At 57.2% G+C, this 17,595-nt stretch carries 18 protein-coding genes and 2 pseudogenes; 9 read left to right on the forward strand and 11 right to left on the reverse strand.

Annotation, left to right across the window (positions count from 1 at the left end; all coding sequences use genetic code 11):
* Positions 1-53: 53 nt before the first annotated feature.
* Positions 54-431: a VOC family protein gene (locus AC1Z3F_RS12415; RefSeq protein ID WP_483565883.1), complete on the reverse strand. Its 378-nt coding sequence runs from the start codon at positions 429-431 to the stop codon at positions 54-56.
* Between the two features lie 134 nt (positions 432-565).
* Entirely contained in the window at positions 566-2,029 is a 1,464-nt protein-coding gene (locus tag AC1Z3F_RS12420) for an amino acid permease (RefSeq protein ID WP_483565884.1), read from the reverse strand.
* A 327-nt stretch (positions 2,030-2,356) separates the two neighbouring features.
* Here AC1Z3F_RS12420 and AC1Z3F_RS12425 point away from each other — a divergent pair, with 327 nt between their 5' ends.
* Positions 2,357-3,292, forward strand: a complete 936-nt coding sequence (locus tag AC1Z3F_RS12425; RefSeq protein ID WP_483565885.1) for a hypothetical protein — start codon at positions 2,357-2,359, stop codon at positions 3,290-3,292.
* On the opposite strand, the gene AC1Z3F_RS12430 is transcribed toward AC1Z3F_RS12425, so the two are convergent.
* Positions 3,264-4,571, reverse strand: a complete 1,308-nt coding sequence (locus AC1Z3F_RS12430; protein WP_483565886.1) for an ISL3 family transposase — start codon at positions 4,569-4,571, stop codon at positions 3,264-3,266. The two genes, AC1Z3F_RS12425 and AC1Z3F_RS12430, sit on opposite strands and share 29 nt — an antisense overlap.
* A gap of 240 nt (positions 4,572-4,811) precedes the next feature.
* Between AC1Z3F_RS12430 and AC1Z3F_RS12435 the strand changes: the two genes are divergently transcribed.
* The 3 genes from AC1Z3F_RS12435 (at position 4,812) to AC1Z3F_RS12445 (ending at position 7,483) form a co-directional block, all read left to right on the forward strand.
* A complete protein-coding gene (locus AC1Z3F_RS12435; protein ID WP_483565887.1) occupies positions 4,812-5,780 on the forward strand; it encodes a GGDEF domain-containing protein in 969 nt (322 codons plus the stop codon).
* A 699-nt stretch (positions 5,781-6,479) separates the two neighbouring features.
* Positions 6,480-7,016 (forward strand): hypothetical protein, encoded by a 537-nt coding sequence (locus AC1Z3F_RS12440; RefSeq protein ID WP_483565888.1) that lies wholly within the window; start codon positions 6,480-6,482, stop codon positions 7,014-7,016.
* Positions 7,016-7,483 (forward strand): DUF421 domain-containing protein, encoded by a 468-nt coding sequence (locus tag AC1Z3F_RS12445; protein ID WP_483565889.1) that lies wholly within the window; start codon positions 7,016-7,018, stop codon positions 7,481-7,483. The genes AC1Z3F_RS12440 and AC1Z3F_RS12445 overlap by 1 nt, the downstream gene beginning before the upstream one ends.
* 9 nt (positions 7,484-7,492) lie before the next feature.
* Here the strand turns inward: AC1Z3F_RS12445 and AC1Z3F_RS12450 are convergent, their stop codons facing one another.
* The 3 genes and pseudogenes from AC1Z3F_RS12450 to AC1Z3F_RS12460 form a co-directional block, all read right to left on the reverse strand.
* Positions 7,493-7,816 (reverse strand): hypothetical protein, encoded by a 324-nt coding sequence (locus tag AC1Z3F_RS12450; protein WP_483565890.1) that lies wholly within the window; start codon positions 7,814-7,816, stop codon positions 7,493-7,495.
* Positions 7,797-8,144, reverse strand: a pseudogene (locus AC1Z3F_RS12455) (isochorismatase family protein); the annotation flags it as partial. The pseudogene AC1Z3F_RS12455 and the gene AC1Z3F_RS12450, both read right to left, overlap by 20 nt.
* A 33-nt stretch (positions 8,145-8,177) precedes the next feature.
* Positions 8,178-8,462: a hypothetical protein gene (locus AC1Z3F_RS12460; RefSeq protein ID WP_483565891.1), complete on the reverse strand. Its 285-nt coding sequence runs from the start codon at positions 8,460-8,462 to the stop codon at positions 8,178-8,180.
* A 191-nt stretch (positions 8,463-8,653) separates the two neighbouring features.
* Between AC1Z3F_RS12460 and AC1Z3F_RS12465 the strand changes: the two genes are divergently transcribed.
* Entirely contained in the window at positions 8,654-8,788 is a 135-nt protein-coding gene (locus tag AC1Z3F_RS12465; protein ID WP_483565892.1) for a hypothetical protein, read from the forward strand.
* Positions 8,789-8,911: 123 nt separating this feature from the next.
* Here AC1Z3F_RS12465 and AC1Z3F_RS12470 read toward each other — a convergent pair whose 3' ends face one another.
* The 3 genes and pseudogenes from AC1Z3F_RS12470 to AC1Z3F_RS12480 form a co-directional block, all read right to left on the reverse strand.
* The gene (locus tag AC1Z3F_RS12470) at positions 8,912-9,157 is read right to left on the reverse strand and encodes a hypothetical protein (protein ID WP_483565893.1); all 246 of its coding nucleotides are present in this window, start codon (positions 9,155-9,157) and stop codon (positions 8,912-8,914) included.
* A 27-nt stretch (positions 9,158-9,184) separates the two neighbouring features.
* The gene (locus tag AC1Z3F_RS12475) at positions 9,185-9,334 is read right to left on the reverse strand and encodes a hypothetical protein (protein WP_483565894.1); all 150 of its coding nucleotides are present in this window, start codon (positions 9,332-9,334) and stop codon (positions 9,185-9,187) included.
* 34 nt (positions 9,335-9,368) lie between these two features.
* Positions 9,369-9,627: pseudogene (locus AC1Z3F_RS12480) on the reverse strand (DUF7218 family protein).
* A 284-nt stretch (positions 9,628-9,911) separates the two neighbouring features.
* Here AC1Z3F_RS12480 and AC1Z3F_RS12485 point away from each other — a divergent pair.
* Positions 9,912-10,805 carry an SDR family oxidoreductase gene (locus tag AC1Z3F_RS12485; RefSeq protein ID WP_483565895.1) on the forward strand — a complete coding sequence of 298 codons (894 nt, stop codon included), beginning with the start codon at positions 9,912-9,914 and terminating at the stop codon, positions 10,803-10,805.
* Between the two features lie 38 nt (positions 10,806-10,843).
* Here AC1Z3F_RS12485 and AC1Z3F_RS12490 read toward each other — a convergent pair whose 3' ends face one another.
* Positions 10,844-11,944, reverse strand: a complete 1,101-nt coding sequence (locus AC1Z3F_RS12490) for a hypothetical protein (RefSeq protein WP_483565896.1) — start codon at positions 11,942-11,944, stop codon at positions 10,844-10,846.
* A gap of 458 nt (positions 11,945-12,402) precedes the next feature.
* Here AC1Z3F_RS12490 and AC1Z3F_RS12495 point away from each other — a divergent pair, with 458 nt between their 5' ends.
* Positions 12,403-13,575, forward strand: coding sequence for an alcohol dehydrogenase catalytic domain-containing protein (locus AC1Z3F_RS12495; RefSeq protein ID WP_483565897.1), 1,173 nt, complete (start codon positions 12,403-12,405; stop codon positions 13,573-13,575).
* Between the two features lie 4 nt (positions 13,576-13,579).
* On the opposite strand, the gene ku is transcribed toward AC1Z3F_RS12495, so the two are convergent.
* Positions 13,580-14,533 (reverse strand): non-homologous end joining protein Ku, encoded by a 954-nt coding sequence (gene ku / locus AC1Z3F_RS12500; protein ID WP_483565898.1) that lies wholly within the window; start codon positions 14,531-14,533, stop codon positions 13,580-13,582.
* Positions 14,534-14,692: 159 nt separating this feature from the next.
* Between ku and AC1Z3F_RS12505 the strand changes: the two genes are divergently transcribed.
* Both AC1Z3F_RS12505 and AC1Z3F_RS12510 read left to right on the forward strand, forming a co-directional pair.
* Positions 14,693-17,209, forward strand: a complete 2,517-nt coding sequence (locus tag AC1Z3F_RS12505) for an ATP-dependent DNA ligase (RefSeq protein ID WP_483565899.1) — start codon at positions 14,693-14,695, stop codon at positions 17,207-17,209.
* 14 nt (positions 17,210-17,223) lie between these two features.
* Positions 17,224-17,481 carry a DUF4235 domain-containing protein gene (locus tag AC1Z3F_RS12510; RefSeq protein WP_483565900.1) on the forward strand — a complete coding sequence of 86 codons (258 nt, stop codon included), beginning with the start codon at positions 17,224-17,226 and terminating at the stop codon, positions 17,479-17,481.
* The last annotated feature ends 114 nt before the right edge of the window (positions 17,482-17,595 follow it).

Genomic DNA, 17,595 nt, shown 5'->3' on the forward strand with positions numbered 1-17,595 from the left:
AAGGAACTCGGTAAAGAAATACCCCTCTATTATCTGCCCAGAAAGGCCAAGAATTAGTGAACCGGAGGATGCTCCGCAATGCAGAAGAGGTTGCCTTCTGGATCTGTCAGAGTAGTCCACTGAACGTGCTCAAATTCTTCGAGGACATCCCATTTGTGTGTAGCGCCCAGTTCGATCACCCGCTGAACTTCTTCTTCCCGTGTTCCCCAAGGGACCGTGAGATCCATATGAGCGTCCTGCGACTGCAAACGTGGCCCGGTGGCAGGCTGGAAGAACATTCCAAAGCCGTCAGCACTGGCAGGTGCCAGGTAGAAGCTGTCGCCTCCACCAGAAATTTGGTTGCCGGTTACTGCTGCCCAAAAGGTGGCCTGTGTTTGTGGGTTGTCGGCGGTCATGTTGATTGCGCCCAAGGAAATCTTTGCTGAGGTCATGCCTTTACCGTACTCCTAGGCACCCACCAGATGCCCTTTGGTTCTCACTTCGGGTCACTCACTCCGGGCCAGAACGGCAATCGCCCTCAACCATGATCAATGGTTGAGGGCGATTCTCATTTGTTCAATGATTCCTAGTGTTCGCTGACGCGCTCACCTTCGGTGCCGTTGTTCAGCGCCAGGGCGTCTTGAGACGTTCCGCGCTTCTTCAGGTTCTTGCGCACTAGCGGCCAGAAGGCGACGAGCACCGCGGTGGCCAGCAAGCTGGTCCACACCTGGGTTCGACCGCTCTCGGAGCTGAGCATGACTCCCAGCACGCCCGCGATAGCAACAAACAGCACAATGTTCAGCCATGGGTGCAGCCAGACCTTCAGCTTCAGATTCGCAACCTCTTCGGGGGTCATCTTCTGGCGCAAGCGCATCTGTGTCAACGAAATGAAGACGTAGACGAACAACGCCACCAGGCCGGCAGAGTTCATGATGAAGTCGAAGACTCCCGAATCGGGAGCAGCGAAGTTCACAATAGTCGCAATCACCGCACCGGAAGTGGAAGCCACCAAAGCCCACAATGGGACGCCGTTCTTGGAACGGCGGGCCACAAACTTAGGAGCGAACCCTTGATCAGCCAGCGCGGCGAACATGCGCGAGGCAGAATACAGTCCAGAGTTGAGCACGGAAATCACCGCGGTGAAGATGACCAGCTGCATGATGATCGCAGCTCCCGGCAAACCGAGCAGTTCAAAGACCTTGGTAAACGGGGCTGCGGCTACGTTCACTGGTTCAGGCAGCTCATCCCATGGAATCACCATGGTGATGATCAATACGGCTCCGACAAAGAAGAGCAGGATACGCCAGATCACGGTACTGGTCGCCTGTTTAATTCCCTTGGCTGGGTCCTCAGACTCGGCCGCGGCCATCACGGCGATCTCGGTGCCGAAGTAGGAGAAAATCACCAGTGCCACACCGGTGAGCGCCACCCCATAGCCATTCGGGGCAAACCCGCCATGATTCCACAAGTTGCTCACCGAAATTTCGGTATCAGGCCACAGGCCCAACGCGAAGAGCAGACCAGCGCCGAGGAAGACCACGATGGCCAAGACCTTGATGCTTGCCAGCCAGAATTCGACTTCGCCGAAGGTACGCACAGAGATGGCGTTAGTGCCGATGAAGATTAGGATCAGGATCAGCGACCAGGTCCAGGCAGGGAGGAAAGCAAACCAGGAGTTCAGGGTTTCACCGCCAAGCACCGCTTCGTAGGCGAGCACTCCGACCCAGAAATACCAGTACAGCCAACCCACCAGGTACGCGGCCCAATTGCCCAGCCCTACTCGGGCATACTCCATGAAGGAACCGACCGCAGGGCGGGTAGCTGCCATCTCACCGAGCATCCGCATGGCAAGAAATACCAGCAAGCCGCCGATGAGGTAAGAGATAATTGCCGCTGGACCCACCGAACGGATGACGTTGCCCGAACCGACGAACAAGCTTGCGCCGATGATTCCGCCGAGGGTAATCATCATGACGTGGCGCGAGCGAAGCTGCTTGGGCTTCACTGTCGTTCCGGTTGGGGTGCTGGAGGGATCTTGTGTTCCTGCCATGGTGCCTCACTAGAGAAAGGTTCAATCTGCACGCGTTGCTGCAATGATTTTTCGTACGGTTCAGCATAAACGGTTCGCTGTCAGCGAAGAAATTGCGTGTCTACGCATGCAGAGCGGCGGTGGGAATCTGTACCGCCCAATGAACCGAGCAAGTGCGGCTCCTGGACGTCTTCACTTGGATCCCGCCGCAATCCCGAATGCAACTGTGAATCCACGCGGAATCCAGCGGGATATCAACGCGACGTACGTCCAAACCCAGTCCAAAAAGTCTTCCGGGTATGCCCGAAGGAAGATGGATTCACGAAGCGTTCTCGATAAAGAAGCAACGTGGATCATGCGCATCAAAGACCCGAACGAAATCACCTTTTAACAAGTCAGTTATGGCTCTCATATATCAACCAACTGAGAAGAATCCTTACCAGCCTGGAGGCACTCGAAGATTATGGCAGCAGGGTCGAGCGATTCGAAACGTGGCTAGAGGCCAAGCTCAGCGACGTGCCAAACCGGGCGCATCAGAAATTGATACAACAATTTGCCACCTTCGTTTACTTGAACAGGCTGCGTACCTTAGAGAGCCAAGGGCAGCTGGAAGAAGGAACGTTACTGCGTGCTCGGCAATCCACCACAGTATCAATCGACTTCCTTGCGTTCCTGCAGGAACGTAAAAAATCAGTAGCCGGTTACACCCAGCAAGACATCTATGACTGGTTGGCGTCAGGGCCCACGACTCGGAGCATCGCTAGAACTTTCGTCCGGTGGGCAATCCAAACTCAACACATGCCCAAGCTTGATTTCCCCTACCGTGTTGCCCAAACAGATCCGCGAATCAGTTCTGAAGAACGTAATGAGCTGATACTTCACGCATTGGAAAGCCCCGAGTTCGGCGCGGGTGACAGAGCTGCAGCGATTTTTCTGCTCGTTTTCGAGCAGCCTTTATCCAGGATCGCCGCGCTGCAGGTAGACCAGTTCGAGTACTCGGATGACGGCCGTCTAAGTGTTACTTTCAAGGCATCGCCAGTCGAGATCCCTCCCCCATTCGACGAGATAATCAAAGATTTTCTGGCTAGCAGGATGAACAAGAACACCGTAGCGAATCAAAATTCCTCATGGTGCTATACAGGATACGCTCTGTTTAGGGTGGAATTCGCGGTTCAGCAGTATCTCTGTTCAGCAGTTATCAATTCAGCATCTGACGGTTGTTATGCTGTTCAGCAGGAAATGGTTTCACGGCTCTTCACAAATGAGGGTGTAAAACCTTCCTAAATCCACCGGTCTCCAACAATGACCGTGCGACATAGTGCGTCAAATTTCGGAACCCCAAAGCGATACCCCGCAAATGCTCCAACCGCCCATTCAACGCCTCAGTAGGACCGTTCGAACAGCCAACATGGTCAAAATACGCCAGAATATCGCTCTTCCTACGCCGCAGAGTTCCACCGAGCTTCTTCAACTCCGGCAAACCCTTGGGCACCTTCGTTCCTATCTCCTCAATCAACTGCCCCATAGCCCACCGACCGACTTCTGGTTTCGATTGCCGGTACGCATCAACCATCTTCTGATAAACACTCCACACCAGTTCAACCGGCTCATACTCAGGTTTCTTGAACAACGCTTCAACCTTGGCTTTCTGCTTCTCCGTAGCCAATGACAGCCCGGTAGTCAGGGTCCGCCGGCACTGATACAGCGGATCATCTTTGCGCCCTCGATGACCGTGCTGCACCCGTTGAACCCGCTGCCTTGTCTGGTCCAACGCGTTAGATCCGAGCTTGACCACATGAAAAGGATCCAAAACTTCCACGGCTTGAGGTAGCTCTTCAGCGGCAGCGGTTTTGAAGCCTGTGAAACCATCCATCGCGACGACCTCAACAGTGTTTTTCCATGCTTCATTGCGTTCAGCAAGCCAGGTCTTAAACACGGCCTTGGAACGGCCGGGAATCATGTCTAATAAACGGGATGCTCCGGTGTCTTCCATGACGGGCGTGAGGTCCACGATGACCGTTACGTATTTATCCCCGTCGCGGGTATGACGCCACACGTGTTCGTCAACGCCAAGGACTTTGACCCCGTCAAAGCGGGTGGAATCATTGATCAGTAACCGTTGACCCTCGGCCAACACCGCGTCATTGGCCGTATTCCACGAAACGCCTAATCCTTCAGCAATCCGTGAGATTGAAAGGTGTTGGGTGACCAGGCCATAGAGCGCCCAACGCAAACCAGTTTTACTGATTTTCTGTCGTGGTGATACAGCTTGGGTGAGGTCTTCACGCCAGACATGGTGGCATTGCGTGCACCGGTACCTGCGGTGACGGATAGCTAGGGCGGTGGGCCGCCAGCTGAACGGTGCGTGCGCGATACGTCTGATGACGGTATCGCGTGGTATTCCTTGGGCTCCGCAGGATTGGCACCATGGGTTTGGGGTGGTGACTTCGCAGAGAATCTCAGCCCTGGCTGAGGTTATGTGTTGAGCGATAGCCGTTAGTCCTAGACTGTCGAGGCCGGTGAAAGTCGTCAGATCCGCTGGGGAATAGATAGAATGGTGCACAGTCGAGGTCTTTCAAGAATCGTTAGTGTGGTAACTTCCATTCTCGTGAAGGCCTCGACTTTTTATTGATTTATGACATGCCTGTGAGCTGTGGTGTTGGGTTTAGGTATCTACACTCTGAATTCGGAAGAGCCGGTTTCACACCAGATCGCTGTTCTCGTTGAGGATTTAAGTTTGATTAATTTCGAATGGTGCTCTGAGGGTATTATCGCCTGAGCTGCATGGAGGTTAAAACCTAAGATGACACGCATTGCGAAAGATGCACAGGAATTTAACGGTGCTCAGATATTCACAGATTCGGCCGAACAGGCTATTTCTTACCTTAAAAAGCATACTCCGCTGACAGATTGGTCAGTTTCTCGCGTAATCGATGGAGAGCAGATCCACTTGCACGTGCAACCGGATCAGTTGCTCAAAACTGGTCAACGTGTTGAGTGGGAGGAATCTTTATGCAGTCGAATGGCCAACGGCGCTGCTCATATTGTGGAAAATACGCAACAAGATCCTGACTATTCGTTTATGCGATTTTCAGCCGAGGTGGGGGCCTATGCCGGGTACACCATCAATGATGACCGGGATGAGATGTTTGGTGTCCTGTGCGGGGTGCGTACCGATCCGCTCATTGAAGGAGAGGAAATAGATGAAGAGCTCGTTTCCCTCATCAGTTCACTTCTATCTGCCCAATTGAAGTTAGCAAGAGTAGCTGATAGAGAACGGCGAAATTGTGAGCTATCCGATGCCCTAGCGCAAACAGATGCTCTGACTGGTCTGTTGAACCGACGCGGCTGGGATAAGATCGTCAGTGATGCGCAAGAACGACTCGACGCTTTTGGCGATTCCGTCTCGGTTGCTGTGATAGACCTCAATGGACTTAAGCAGGTCAATGACAGCCAAGGTCATTCAGCAGGAGATCTATTGTTGCAGCGCGCTGGTGGGATCCTGAGAGGTAAAAGCACTGGGTCCTGCCACGTCGCTCGATATGGGGGCGACGAGTTCATGATTTTGGCCAATGGAGTAGCTCCATCCCAGACAGAGGCTTATTTCTCAGTATTCAGAGATTCCTTGGAAGAGGCAGGGATTCCTGCAGCCATGGGATTTTATTCAGCGCAGCCAGGTACTACCAACCTTGATCAGTGTATTGCCGCGGCGGATGCCCTAATGTATCAGCAGAAATATCAGTGTCGAGACCGTGCCAGGGAAAACAGCTAACAGGCTGTCCTTGCAACGGCCTGCAGAGAACTATATCCATCTAAATGCCCTCTTGACAGTAAAATCTAAGGATCGAAAGCGGTGTTTACTAAGGCACTACCGGTTCTTTAGCCAAATGCTACCCGTATTGTGTTTTCCTACTTTTTTCCAGTATGCGCGGGAGGGGCGGCACGTACGATATGCGTAGGTTTTGCGGTTAATTCAGGGCGCGGCATGCCTATCTGAGTCGTTAACCCGTCCCGTCTTGGGCCGGGGCTGCAGCAGTCTCCGTTCAGACAACTCGCAGATTCCCTGCCGCAATTGTGCGGCAGGGAATCCTCTTCTGTTTTTGCTCAAGCCAGTCTGGCCCATCCCCGGAATCTTCTTCCCGAGCACCGATGCATTCTGAAAGGTGTACCGTCTCGCGCCTTGCACTATTCTCTGCCATGACTAGTGGTCGAAAGAATGTTACTGCTGAGATTCGTGAACTAAGCGAGTGTTTCGCTTAACGAGACTCAGTGATCCGTCGCAAGTGATTCCGATTAGCTCACAGAGCCGGTAGTGAGCATACATGACCAATCCATGACCCTGATTCCCAAAAATTTGCGCTGAAGTGGCGGCCGGGAGCTGAAAATCTACTGTGAACTCGCGTTATCCAATCGAGCACGCTCGGGGGAAGTCCTAGCCTAAAATTCAGAGGAACAAGGGGGAACCAGCTCCATGCAAAACATCTACCAGGCCACAGTTGATGACTCCACCTTGGATGACATCACAGCAGAAGAGGACAATCGTGGCCGCCGCCGACTGAGGCTGGCTACGCTGCTTGCAGTAGCAACGCTCGTGATGATGGCCCTCATAGGTGCATTTGACCAGAGGAAGACCATCAGCCAACGCTCCGGGAACCTGGAGGTCCAGGTGGAATACCCGTCGGTCGTGCGGGCAGGCAACGAAATCCAGCTACGGATAGCCCTCAGCTCGTCGCAGCCGCTGTCGGAAACGGTTAAGCTATCGGTCAGCGAGGACTACCTGACGCTGTTCGAGGATTTCTCGGCCTTCCCGGAACCGGAATCCCAGGCAAGCCGGGGCGATGGCACGGTGGAATTCGAGGTGTCCCCGGTCACAGGGGCGCGGGAGATGGTCGCCACGTTCACCGGGCGGGCCTCGGACCAATGGAACCCCAAAACCAAGGGATCCATGGGCATCATTGCGGATGATATGCAGATAACCCTCGACATTGAAATCTGGAGGACCCCCTGATGGAAATCGTCATCCGCGCGGCCGCCGCGTTGATCATCCTGTGGCTGGTGACCCGAGCCTCCGGCAGGACCACCCTAGGCGAGCTCAGCTCCTTCGAGCTGGTCCTCTTCGTGGTCCTGGGCGATCTGGTCCAGCAGGGCATCACCATGGAAGACCGTTCGCTCACCGGAAGCCTGCTGGCGGTATTCACCATGCTGGTTCTGGCAGCGGGCCTGAACTATGCGAATATGCGTTGGCCCAAGGTGGGCAAATTAATGCAGGGACGGCCCATCGTGCTAATTCGCGACGGGGTAGTGGATCGTAAAGCGCTATACAGGGAGCGCATCGGCTTGGACGAGTTGAGCATGCTGGCCCGACAATCGGGCATCGAGAACTACAGTTCCGTTCGGATCGCGATCTTGGAGGCCAGCGGGAAGGTCTCCTTCTTCACCGGGGAGGCGAAGGCCGGCCCCCAGGTCGTGCCCTGACCCGCCGTCCTACTGCTGGTCCGGATCCTCGCGCTGGTCGGGCAGATTGGCGATACGCCCCTCGTCGCTCCCTAGGCTTTCAGCTGGCCCGGCTTCCTCGCGTTCGATTTCGTCGACAGTGCGCTGTTCATCGAGCGGTTCGGGGTTCAAACCCAGCAGATCGTGGTCGTTCTCGTCCAGGACCTTCTCCACCCCATGCAGGGGATCCTCTGCATCCAGAGCGCCGGGAGCATCTGATGAACCGGCCGCGGGCTGGCTGTCGCGCCCATCCAGTGGCTCATCGGCATCCAGATCCTGGCGCACGTCGTCAAATTCAGAATTTTCCAGTGACATGTTTTGTCCTTTCGGTGTTTGTCAGGGAACTATCGCAAAGATGAGAGCATTTGGCATAGCTTCCCGCGTTCATCAGTTTTGCCGGTGCTACTGCATGGATTTCAGCGTGGTCTGCTCGGAAACCGAGTCGGAGCAAGCAATGGCATCCGTAACCAGTGCCAGGGATGATCGTGGCAAAGGCGTCTGCGGCAGTGGACACGATACAGGTCTCTAGCCAGAGCCCGGTCAGAACCATCGAGTTGGCGCGCCGCTGCGTAGGCAGGGCTAGCAACCCGGTATTCCAGAAAGCGCTATCTCGGTGCTTGAGTATGTCGACGCTTTCAGGGGCATCCCTAGCCTCCTCAGCCGTGGCGGTTGCTGTCTAGCTTCTACCCTCGTTATCCTCATGGCCGGGCTGGTACTGATCTTCAATCGAGTGATCCAGCTCGGGCTCGGCGCCGGTTACCGGCTCGGTGTGAGGTGGCTGCGGCTCTGTTTGGGCTGTGCCTTGCTCCACGACATCTTCAGCCCCGTCGGTTTGCGAGGGAAGATGCTCATCATCTGGCTGGCCCGCAGGCCAGGTATTCTCCACTAGATTCTTGTCTGGATCTCTCAGGGTCTCCGTGGCATTGATGATGAGGTCTTTGGCCTTATCCACAATTCCCATGGTCCGGCTCCTTTCTGTGGTGTCCTTGCCTTCCGTTCTACCGAATACCAGCTTTCTCGCCCGCAAGTACATGGTTAATCAGTTGTTGCCAGCTTGGGACCGGTCGCGCCTTAAGGTCGGTGGGAATCGCCGGAAAGAGTCAATGAGCGGCACACCGTCCAGAGGCGACACAGAGGTTAAAGTACCTCTCGGTGGGCGTGCTGCTGATTGCCGGAAACGATCATCGCTTGATGGGGACGATCACCATCCGGAACACCGCGGTCCATTGCGTGGCCGAAGGCATGAAAAACACCACGCCCAAGGCCTGCGACTATTCACAGGCCTAACCGGCGAGTATCGGGGTCGACGACTCCGTAGATGAAGCCATCCTCGCCGTGCAGGAGCTCCAGCTATACCGATTTCCAGTCATCGACGGGCATAGTCTAAGTAGAGATACTGGCTCAGGAAGACTACTGACCATTCACATCGGTCCCTCCCCGCGGGTGGTCCACTGCGCTACGGCCACGAATGACCCGGTACAGGCCATAGAAGAAAACTAGCGCTCCCCAGCCCACGACAATCCATAGTGGGCCCGAGGTGCTGTCGGGCGCTGCGAGCAACGCGTAGACAGCGAATCCCACGGCCAGTAGCCCGCCGATAATCATCAGCCACAGCCCGGGCCGATGGCGGTTAGTACCTCTCAAACGATCCTGCATGCCAGCTCCTCTCTGTTGCTGCGGATTTCATCCTGCATCGAAGCGCTCCGCATCCCCATCATCCTGCTCTTCGGAGTTTTCGTTGATGGTTCCCTGACGGGCAACCTGTTCTTCACCTTGCGGTGATTCCTGCTCTGGCGGGTTTTGAACATTCTTCCGGTGCTCCTGATCAGCCATCGTGACGCCTTTCTGCTAGATCCCGGGCTAAGAGTTACAACGCGTTGATGAGTTCGGACTTGCGCATTTCCGAACGTCCCTTAATACCGATCTGGGTGGCTCTGCTCTGCAAGTCTTCCACGCACCAGTCTTCGTAATCGCTGGATCGTCCTCCCCCGCCTGCCCACCGCGGAACGACCGTCGCGGGCAGCGGCATTGGCGATGCGGGCGGATTCCTGCTTGGAGTTACCCTCCTCGCGCAATTCCTCGTAGAGTTCTTCATCCTTGACCGTGCTCTTTGCCGTGCTTGGCATGCTGCTCCCCTCAGGTCTATGGCGGGCTAGAACTCCACCGTAAGCAATCGTGGACCAGCCCGAAAGCGCCGTCTCCAGGCTTTGCGCTAAATCACAGACTTCGGCTTTAGCACACTCTCTGGGGCCTGGTGCGAAACTGAGTTGCACCCGGTAACCAGCTGGTTGTTCGCGCTAAAGACACAACACCCTGTTCATCTGCCGGTCGGCCGGCGAAACACTGTTTATCCCGGGCGACGGGAGGGAACGCTCCCAACGCCCGCAAGAAAATTCGAGGAGGACATCCCATGACACAGACACCATCGCAGCAACCGGAGCGTGCAGGCAAGGAACGCATCAGCCCGCCGAAACAGCAGCAGTCGGAACCAGGATTAGACCTTAAAATGCAGCCGAAGGCTGATCACGGTGAAGGCAGCTACCAGGGTCGTGAGAGGCTGACGGGAAAGCGGGCACTGATCACCGGAGGTGACTCGGGCATCGGCGCGGCCGTGGCCATCGCCTTTGCGCGCGAAGGCGCGAAAGTGGCTCTGGCCTATCTGCCCTCAGAGGAACCGGATGCTCGGGCGGTTGCAACGGTGCTGGAGGATGCAGGAGTTGAAGTGCATCATCTTCCCGGGGACCTACGCGAGCGTAGCTACCGCGATACGCTCATCGACGAGGCCGTCACCGCGTTAGGTGGCCTGGATATTCTAGTCAATAATGCCGGCAAGCAGATCAGCGTCGAGTCACTTCTTGAGCTGAGCGACGAACAGGTGGAAGAGACCTTTGATGTGAATATCTTCGCGATGTTTACGCTGAGCCGTGCGGCGTTGCAGGTGCTGCCCGCGGGAGGGTCGATCATCAACACAACCTCTATCCAGGCTTTCGATCCGTCGGATCACCTGATGGATTATGCTGCGACTAAGGCCGCGATCAGCAACTTCACCAAGTCGCTGGCCTCGCAGGCGGCCCAGCGTGGAATTAGGGTCAATGCCGTGGCGCCCGGCCCCATCTGGACTCCATTGCAACCTTCCCATGGCCAGCCCATCGTGGCCTTGCCGGAATTTGGGCACGACACCTGGCTTGGTCGCGCAGGCCAGCCAGTGGAAGTGGCCCCGGCCTATGTCTTCCTGGCCAGCGATGAGGCTTCCTACGTGGTCGGTGCCACAGTGCACGTGAACGGTGGCAAGAACCAGCCGTAGGGCCGTGCACTGGCTCCTAGGAGGTTAGGGCAAGAGGATCAATCCACGTCATCCTCGCTGATGGTGAAGTCCATATTCCTCCGCTCGTATTCGCGCTGGCTGAAGGTAGCGCGCTGCACTTCCTTGGCTCCGTCAAAGCTGGATCCTATGGCGCCGCCCATGGTTCCTAGCGAGGATGCCAGCCACGCCAGGTTGACGTATTCAGCCAGCGTGACATCGTGGCGTAGCTGGTAGGCAAGGTATTCCTGGTCAATGACAATCAGCGAGCCTGCCAGCAGGGTAAGGAACAAGAGCACGTACATGATTGTTGCGGCAAACCCGACAGTCATCACGGTGGCCGCGTTGTAGACGAGCATCCGCTCGCTACGGCGGATGCCTTTGGGACTTTCCCATAACCGGTTGTGGAATAGCAGCCAGAGAGTGAGGATCGAGATGCTTGCGACGGTGATCAGCGAAAGCCGCGCTGCAGGTAAGTAGTCGGCCATGGACCAGATGCTGGTGTAAAAGACGCCGAATGCTCCGGTCGCTGCAGCGCCGGCCATCGCTGAGGACAATCGCGGAACGAGCTTCCAGGGACGGTTACTGCGCACCATCCCCGCAATCAGCAGCAACCGACCACGCATCCCCTCAATGCTCGAGATGCGGTTTTGCTCGTTCTGTCCGTCCTGCCGGCTGGCGTGCACGCTCATCGCCCGTCCCAGCGGGGTCAGCGACGCAGCCGGAGCTTTGCCAGTAGCCAATTCCTTGACCAGTTCTGCTAGTTCCCGTGCCACGGTGCCCGGCCGGGCTATCCCGAGGGTGGGCAGGGAAAGCACAGCTGAGGCATCCTCGACGGAAATTACCGAACGAACCGGGCGGTTCTGCACATAGTGCGGTGCATCGGTCAGATAGATGATGAAGTCCCAGCCATGCTTCTCTCGTAACCTTGGCACTTTGTCGTTCAGCGCGACCCTACCGCTCTGCGCTAAGGGCAGAGAGAAGGGAGCTACCTGCACCTCCCACTGGCGCTCCTGCTCCTGTAGCTTCTCCAAGCCCACTTCCAGCCGGACAGCGATCCGATTGGCCATAGCGGTGGCTATGCCAGGGTCTGCAATCAATCCCACCGTGCGTTTCTCGGGCTCTTGCACCTTCTTCGACACCTCACAGCCTTCTGGGTAGCAGCTTGCCCCCACTCTTACAGCACATACTAGGAAGTCGTGTCCGCGCCTGCAGATCCGTTCAGCAACTTTGCAGAAATCAGTGCCGGCAATCCACGATGGGTCCCCTGAAATCCGAGGATCCCCGACTCACAGGAAATGCCCATCAAACTTGCCTTGTTGCCCACGGACCAATGTGGGATGCTCGGGACCAACAAGTAGCCGACGAAAAAGCACGGTCAATGGAATCCAACAAGGCAGAAGACGAGTAGTCCCCGGGGATCACTCCATCGCCCCATGATCCCGCAGAGGAAAAGGAAAATTTCTGGCGGAGAGCAACAGGAGACGGTTGAACCGCCAGCTGAAAAGAAAGACCTGGCCCAGATGCGCACAGACCAGTTCAATACTGACTGATCAGCACTCCATTTCCGCCAGGAACGATACGACTAGGAGACCAACTTTTGAAAGCATTGACATGGCAAGGTAAGCGAAAGATCGGTTTCAGCGATGTCCCGGATCCGGTGATTCAAGATCCCGGGGATATCATCATCAAGGTCACTTCCACCGCAATTTGTGGATCAGACCTGCATCTCTATGAGCTACTGGGCCCCTACATGCATGCCGGCGATGTGCTGGGCCACGAAACCATGGGTATCGTCCAGGAGATTGGCAGCGGCATTACCAAGCTGTCGGTAGGTGACCGAGTCGTCATCCCATTTAATATCTCCTGCGGTCACTGCTGGATGTGTCAGCACGACTTGCAGTCCCAATGCGAGACCACCCAGGTGCGCAAACACGACAAAGGCGCCCAATTCTTCGGATACTCCGAACTCTACGGTCAGGTGCCAGGCGGTCAAGCTGAATATTTACGCGTGCCCCATGCCGACTATGGTGCTGTGCGAGTAGGCGACCAGCTGCCCGACCACCGCTACCTTTTCCTTTCCGATATCCTTCCCACCGCGTGGCAGGGCGTGCACTACGCCGACGTCCCAGAAGGTGGAAGCCTCGCGGTATATGGGCTGGGGCCGGTGGGTCAGCTCGCCGCCCGCATAGGCCGCCACCTGGGCTATGACGTGCTGGGCATCGATCCCGTGCCAGAACGCCGCGCCATGGCCGAGCGTCACGGCATCCAAACCCTAGACTTCACCAAAGACACCGCGGGCGAATTGCGCGGACGCACCGGGCGCGGCCCCGATGCTGTGCTCGATGCCGTGGGCATGGAAGCTCACGGTTCCCCCGTCTCCTCGATGTTCCAGCAAGCGACCGGGTTACTGCCGGACAAGGCCGCGCAGCTGGCCATGGAGAACGTCTCCGTGGACCGCACCAGCGTGCTAGATTCGGCCATCGATGCGGTGCGCCGTGGCGGCACCCTGTCGATCAGCGGTGTCTATGCAGGGGCCGCCACCCCGATGCCGATGTTGAAGCTGTTCGACAAGCAGATCCAAATCCGCCAGGGCCAATGCAACGTGCGGTCTTGGACCGAGAAGTTGCTACCACTGGCCGAGGACGCAGCCGATCCGCTGGGCCTGGACGATTTGGTCACGCACGAGCAACCACTATCGAATGGCCCGCAGATGTACGAGACCTTCCAGAAGAAGCACGATGCGTGCATCAAGGTGGTGCTCAAGCCCTAGCAAGCTAGGCACTTTTCTTCCCGGAACCGGAGGCCTTCTTCTTGTGTAGCGAGGAGGAGGCCTCCTTCGCTGCCGCCTTCTTCTTGGCTGACTTCCGGGCAGCAGCCGTCTTCTTCGCCGGTTGTTTCTTCCTCGCAGAGGCCTTCACATCCTTGGCTGTGGCCTTAGCATTGCGCCCGTCAATGCTGCGCTTGAGTGCCTCCATCAAATCGATGACTTCCCCGGACTCGCTGTCCTGGTCCTGGGAGCCGAATGTCGCCTCTGTATCCAGCTCCTCGCCCTGCTCAATTTTTGCTTCGATCAGCGCCTGCAGCTGGACCTGGTAGTCATCCTGGAACTCGTCCGGCGTAAAATCACTGCTGTACTGGTCCACTAGAGCGGCAGACATCTTCAACTCCTGCTCGCTGATCCGCGGTAATTTCTCCGGAGCCACCGCCTCAGCATCGCGCAACTCGTCCGCCCACATGACCGCTTGCAGCACCATCACTTTGGAACGCACACGCAAGATACCCAAGCGGGTCTTCTGGCGCAGGGCGAAACGCACCACCGCTAGCTTCTCAGTATTTTGCAGTGTCCGGCGCAACAGCTCGTAGGCCTTGGGCGACTGCGAGTCCGGCTGGAGGTAGTAGCTCTTCTCCAGCATCAGCGGATCTACTTGCCCGGCTGGGACGAACTGGAGCACCTCGATTTCGCGGCCCTTGTTTGCAGGCAACGCGTCCATGTCCTCATCGGTGAGCACAATGCTCCGATCCCCGTCTTCATAGGCCTTGTCCAGATCCTTGTAGGCGATTTTCTTCCCGCACACTTCGCATCGGCGCTCGTAGCGGATCCGTCCGCCGTCCTTGTCATGGACTTGGTGCAGGTCGATGTCGTGGTCCTCGGTAGCGCCGTAAGCCTTGACCGGCACGTTCACCAGGCCGAAGGCAATTGATCCAGTCCAGATAGCTCGCATGGGCATAGTGAAGCATTTTTCTAGCCAGCGTGTCACGGCCCCCAGCGATACTGGCAGGCGCTGCTGAGGTTCGACAGCGCGAAACGCAAAGCTTGCTTGGAGCACTAGATTCCCCGGCGCGGTTCGGGAAGATTGATCCTCATAAGGCAAAGCAAAGGACAGCGCATGGCACGCAGGGAGCAAACCGTCACAGTCGCGGGGCACACGCTGAAGGTGAGCAATCTGGACAAGATCTTGTACCCGCAGACCGGAACCACCAAGGCCGAAGTCATGGACTACTTCCAGCAAGTCGCCTCGGTGCTGATTCCACATGCCGCGTGGCGCCCCGCTACCCGCAAGCGCTGGGTGGACGGTGTGGGGACCCCCGAAGAACCGGGCAAGGTGTTTTTCCGCAAGGATCTTGAAGACTCCGCCCCCAGCTGGATTCCCTCCGCCAAGTTGCAGCACAAGACCCATTCCAATACCTATCCGCTGGTCAACAACGAGGCGGTGCTGGCCTGGATGGCCCAGGTGGCTGCGCTAGAAATCCATGTTCCGCAGTGGCGCTTCGATTCCTCGCTGGAACAGGCGAACCCGGACCGGTTGGTGCTGGACCTGGATCCCGGCCCGGGCGCAGGCCTGGAGCAGTGCGCTGAAGTCGCCTTGATCTGTCGGGAGATCCTCGACGGGATGGACCTGCCCAGCTTTCCGGTGACCTCCGGCTCCAAGGGCATCCACCTCTATGCCGGACTGGATGGCCAATACACCTCCGAGCAAGTCAACGAGGTGGCCAAGGAACTTGCCTTCACCTTGCAGAAGCAACATCCGCAACTGGTTCTCGCCAGCATGAAGCGCTCGCTACGCGAAAACAAGGTGTTCGTGGACTGGAGCCAGAACAACGCCTCGAAGACTACCGTCTGTCCGTATTCGCTGCGTGGCCGCGCACGGCCCACTGTCGCTGCCCCGCGGACCTGGGAGGAAATCGAAGCGCCGGGGTTGGAGCAGCTGGACTTCCACGAGGTGCTGGACCGCATTGCTGATGGAATCGATCCGCTGGTGCAATTGGCCTCGGTACAACAAGAGGACCTAGATCGTCTGGCGGTATACCGCTCCAAGCGTGATGCGGCGCTGACACCTGAACCGGTGCCGGAGCGATCCGGGAATTCCCAGTCCGTGCAGCCGGGCGGAAAGGACGGCACCGGCTTCTCATTTGTTATCCAGGAACACCACGCCCGCGCGCTGCATTGGGATTTCCGCCTGGAGCACGACGGAGTGCTGGTCTCCTGGGCGGTGCCCAAAGGCCCGCCTCTGGCACCTGGAATCCAGCGCCTGGCGGTCATGACCGAAGACCATCCGCTGTCCTACGCAAGCTTCGAAGGCAGTATCCCGAAAGGGCAATACGGTGCCGGGGAAGTAACGATCTGGGATTCGGGCAGGTGCGTTATCGAGAAATGGCGCGAAGGCAAAGATGTCATCGCGGTACTCACCGGTGATTCAGCAGGAGGACTGGGCGGCGTGCCTCGGCGTTTCGTGCTGATCCTCGCCGCAGGGATGGGCGGAAAGGACAACTGGCTGCTGCAGCTGGCCAAGGACCAGCCTTCGGCGGCCGAGGGCGGGGCGTCCGCTGATTCCAGTGGCGCAGGACCGGATGCTGCTCGCGAGCCCAGCACCAAACAGGCCGTGGCTGATCTGGCGGGCCAACCGTTGCGCCCCATGCTGGCTACACCTGGCACGGCGCGGGACATTGGCGTCGAGCAGAAATGGAGCTTTGAAATGAAATGGGACGGCTACCGCGCAATGGCAGTAGTCGGTGACGGGGGAACGAAGCTGGTCAGCCGTAACGGCCATGACCTGACCGGCGATTTCCCGGAACTCAGAATTCTCGGATCGCTACTGCTGGACCGCTCCGTAGTGGATGGGGAAATCATCGCCCTGGATTCTTCGGGACACCCGGATTTCTCGTTACTTCAGCAACGGGTGTCCCACCAGCGGAAGAAGCGCACGAAGCAAGCTTCGGCCATCAGGATACAATACATGCTTTTCGACGTGCTGCAATTGCCTTCTGGCAAGGGCGCAGGACTAGAGGATCTGACCTCGTTGCCCTACATGCAACGCCGCCAGCGACTTGCAGGCCTAGATATCGACCACCAGTACGTACAGGTTCCCCCGGCCCACACCGGGACCTTGGAACAAGCCATCGAGACCAGTCGCGCGCTGGGCCTGGAAGGGGTAGTGGTCAAGGAATGCGACTCGGTCTACGAGCTGGGCCGACGCAGTGGCAGCTGGGTGAAGATCAAGCACCAGCTGCACCAGGAAGCCGTGGTAATTGGCTGGCGAGCAGGGAAGGGATCGCGCAGCCGCAGCCTGGCCTCGTTACTGCTGGCCATTCCGGGACACGCCGGTTTGGAGTATATCGGCCGGGTGGGCACCGGATTCAGTGACGGGCAATTGGCCGAAATCCGAGAACGCCTTGAAAAGATCGAACGCAAGTCTCCCCCGGCCAAGAACATCCCGACAGCACACCAAAGCGATGCGCACTGGGTGAGCCCGAAATACGTAGCAGAAGTCCGATACAGTGAACTGACCTCCGACCGCATACTGCGCCACCCCGTATGGCGCGGTTGGCGCGAGGAGAAGCAACCGGATGAGGTGCGCTGGGAAACGGCGGATCCGGCCGGAAATCAAACTCCAACTAACCGCTAATGAAGGAGCAAAACATGAAAATCCTGACAAAGATCTTCGGAACCCTGATCTCGCTCGGTACAGGCTGGCTCGGGGCCAAGCTCGTCTCCGGGGTCTGGCATAAAGCCATGGGTGAAGAACCACCATCGCTGTCCAACCCCGATAAACAGCAGCAGGCGGCCTTGGGCAAGGTGCTGGCATTCGCGGTCATCTCTGGAGCTAGCGCCGCTGTGATTCAGGCGCTGACTAAAAGATGGACACAATCCCTTGAGAACAAAGCTCAAGCAAACTAATTCTCCTCATCCCAGCACCCAGACAATCATCACGAAGATGAAAGCTCATCACACTGCGTTGGGACGCACAAGAAGAAGGACCAAGGTCAAGAAACAACTACGGAAATCTCGGGA

This window comes from Glutamicibacter sp. MOO4, assembly GCF_056934395.1.

What these genes read in the sequence shown, in the direction of transcription:
- AC1Z3F_RS12475 (WP_483565894.1), bottom strand. Translation starts at nt 9,334, where the DNA reads ATGGCTGATCAGGAGCACCGGAAGAATGTTCAAAACCCGCCAGAGCAG.
- AC1Z3F_RS12415 (WP_483565883.1), bottom strand. Translation starts at nt 431, where the DNA reads ATGACCTCAGCAAAGATTTCCTTGGGCGCAATCAACATGACCGCCGAC.
- AC1Z3F_RS12420 (WP_483565884.1), bottom strand. Translation starts at nt 2,029, where the DNA reads ATGGCAGGAACACAAGATCCCTCCAGCACCCCAACCGGAACGACAGTG.
- AC1Z3F_RS12440 (WP_483565888.1), top strand. Translation starts at nt 6,480, where the DNA reads ATGCAAAACATCTACCAGGCCACAGTTGATGACTCCACCTTGGATGAC.
- AC1Z3F_RS12510 (WP_483565900.1), top strand. Translation starts at nt 17,224, where the DNA reads ATGAAAATCCTGACAAAGATCTTCGGAACCCTGATCTCGCTCGGTACA.
- AC1Z3F_RS12505 (WP_483565899.1), top strand. Translation starts at nt 14,693, where the DNA reads ATGGCACGCAGGGAGCAAACCGTCACAGTCGCGGGGCACACGCTGAAG.
- ku (WP_483565898.1), bottom strand. Translation starts at nt 14,533, where the DNA reads ATGCCCATGCGAGCTATCTGGACTGGATCAATTGCCTTCGGCCTGGTG.
- AC1Z3F_RS12485 (WP_483565895.1), top strand. Translation starts at nt 9,912, where the DNA reads ATGACACAGACACCATCGCAGCAACCGGAGCGTGCAGGCAAGGAACGC.
- AC1Z3F_RS12460 (WP_483565891.1), bottom strand. Translation starts at nt 8,462, where the DNA reads ATGGGAATTGTGGATAAGGCCAAAGACCTCATCATCAATGCCACGGAG.
- AC1Z3F_RS12435 (WP_483565887.1), top strand. Translation starts at nt 4,812, where the DNA reads ATGACACGCATTGCGAAAGATGCACAGGAATTTAACGGTGCTCAGATA.
- AC1Z3F_RS12445 (WP_483565889.1), top strand. Translation starts at nt 7,016, where the DNA reads ATGGAAATCGTCATCCGCGCGGCCGCCGCGTTGATCATCCTGTGGCTG.
- AC1Z3F_RS12450 (WP_483565890.1), bottom strand. Translation starts at nt 7,816, where the DNA reads ATGTCACTGGAAAATTCTGAATTTGACGACGTGCGCCAGGATCTGGAT.
- AC1Z3F_RS12470 (WP_483565893.1), bottom strand. Translation starts at nt 9,157, where the DNA reads ATGCAGGATCGTTTGAGAGGTACTAACCGCCATCGGCCCGGGCTGTGG.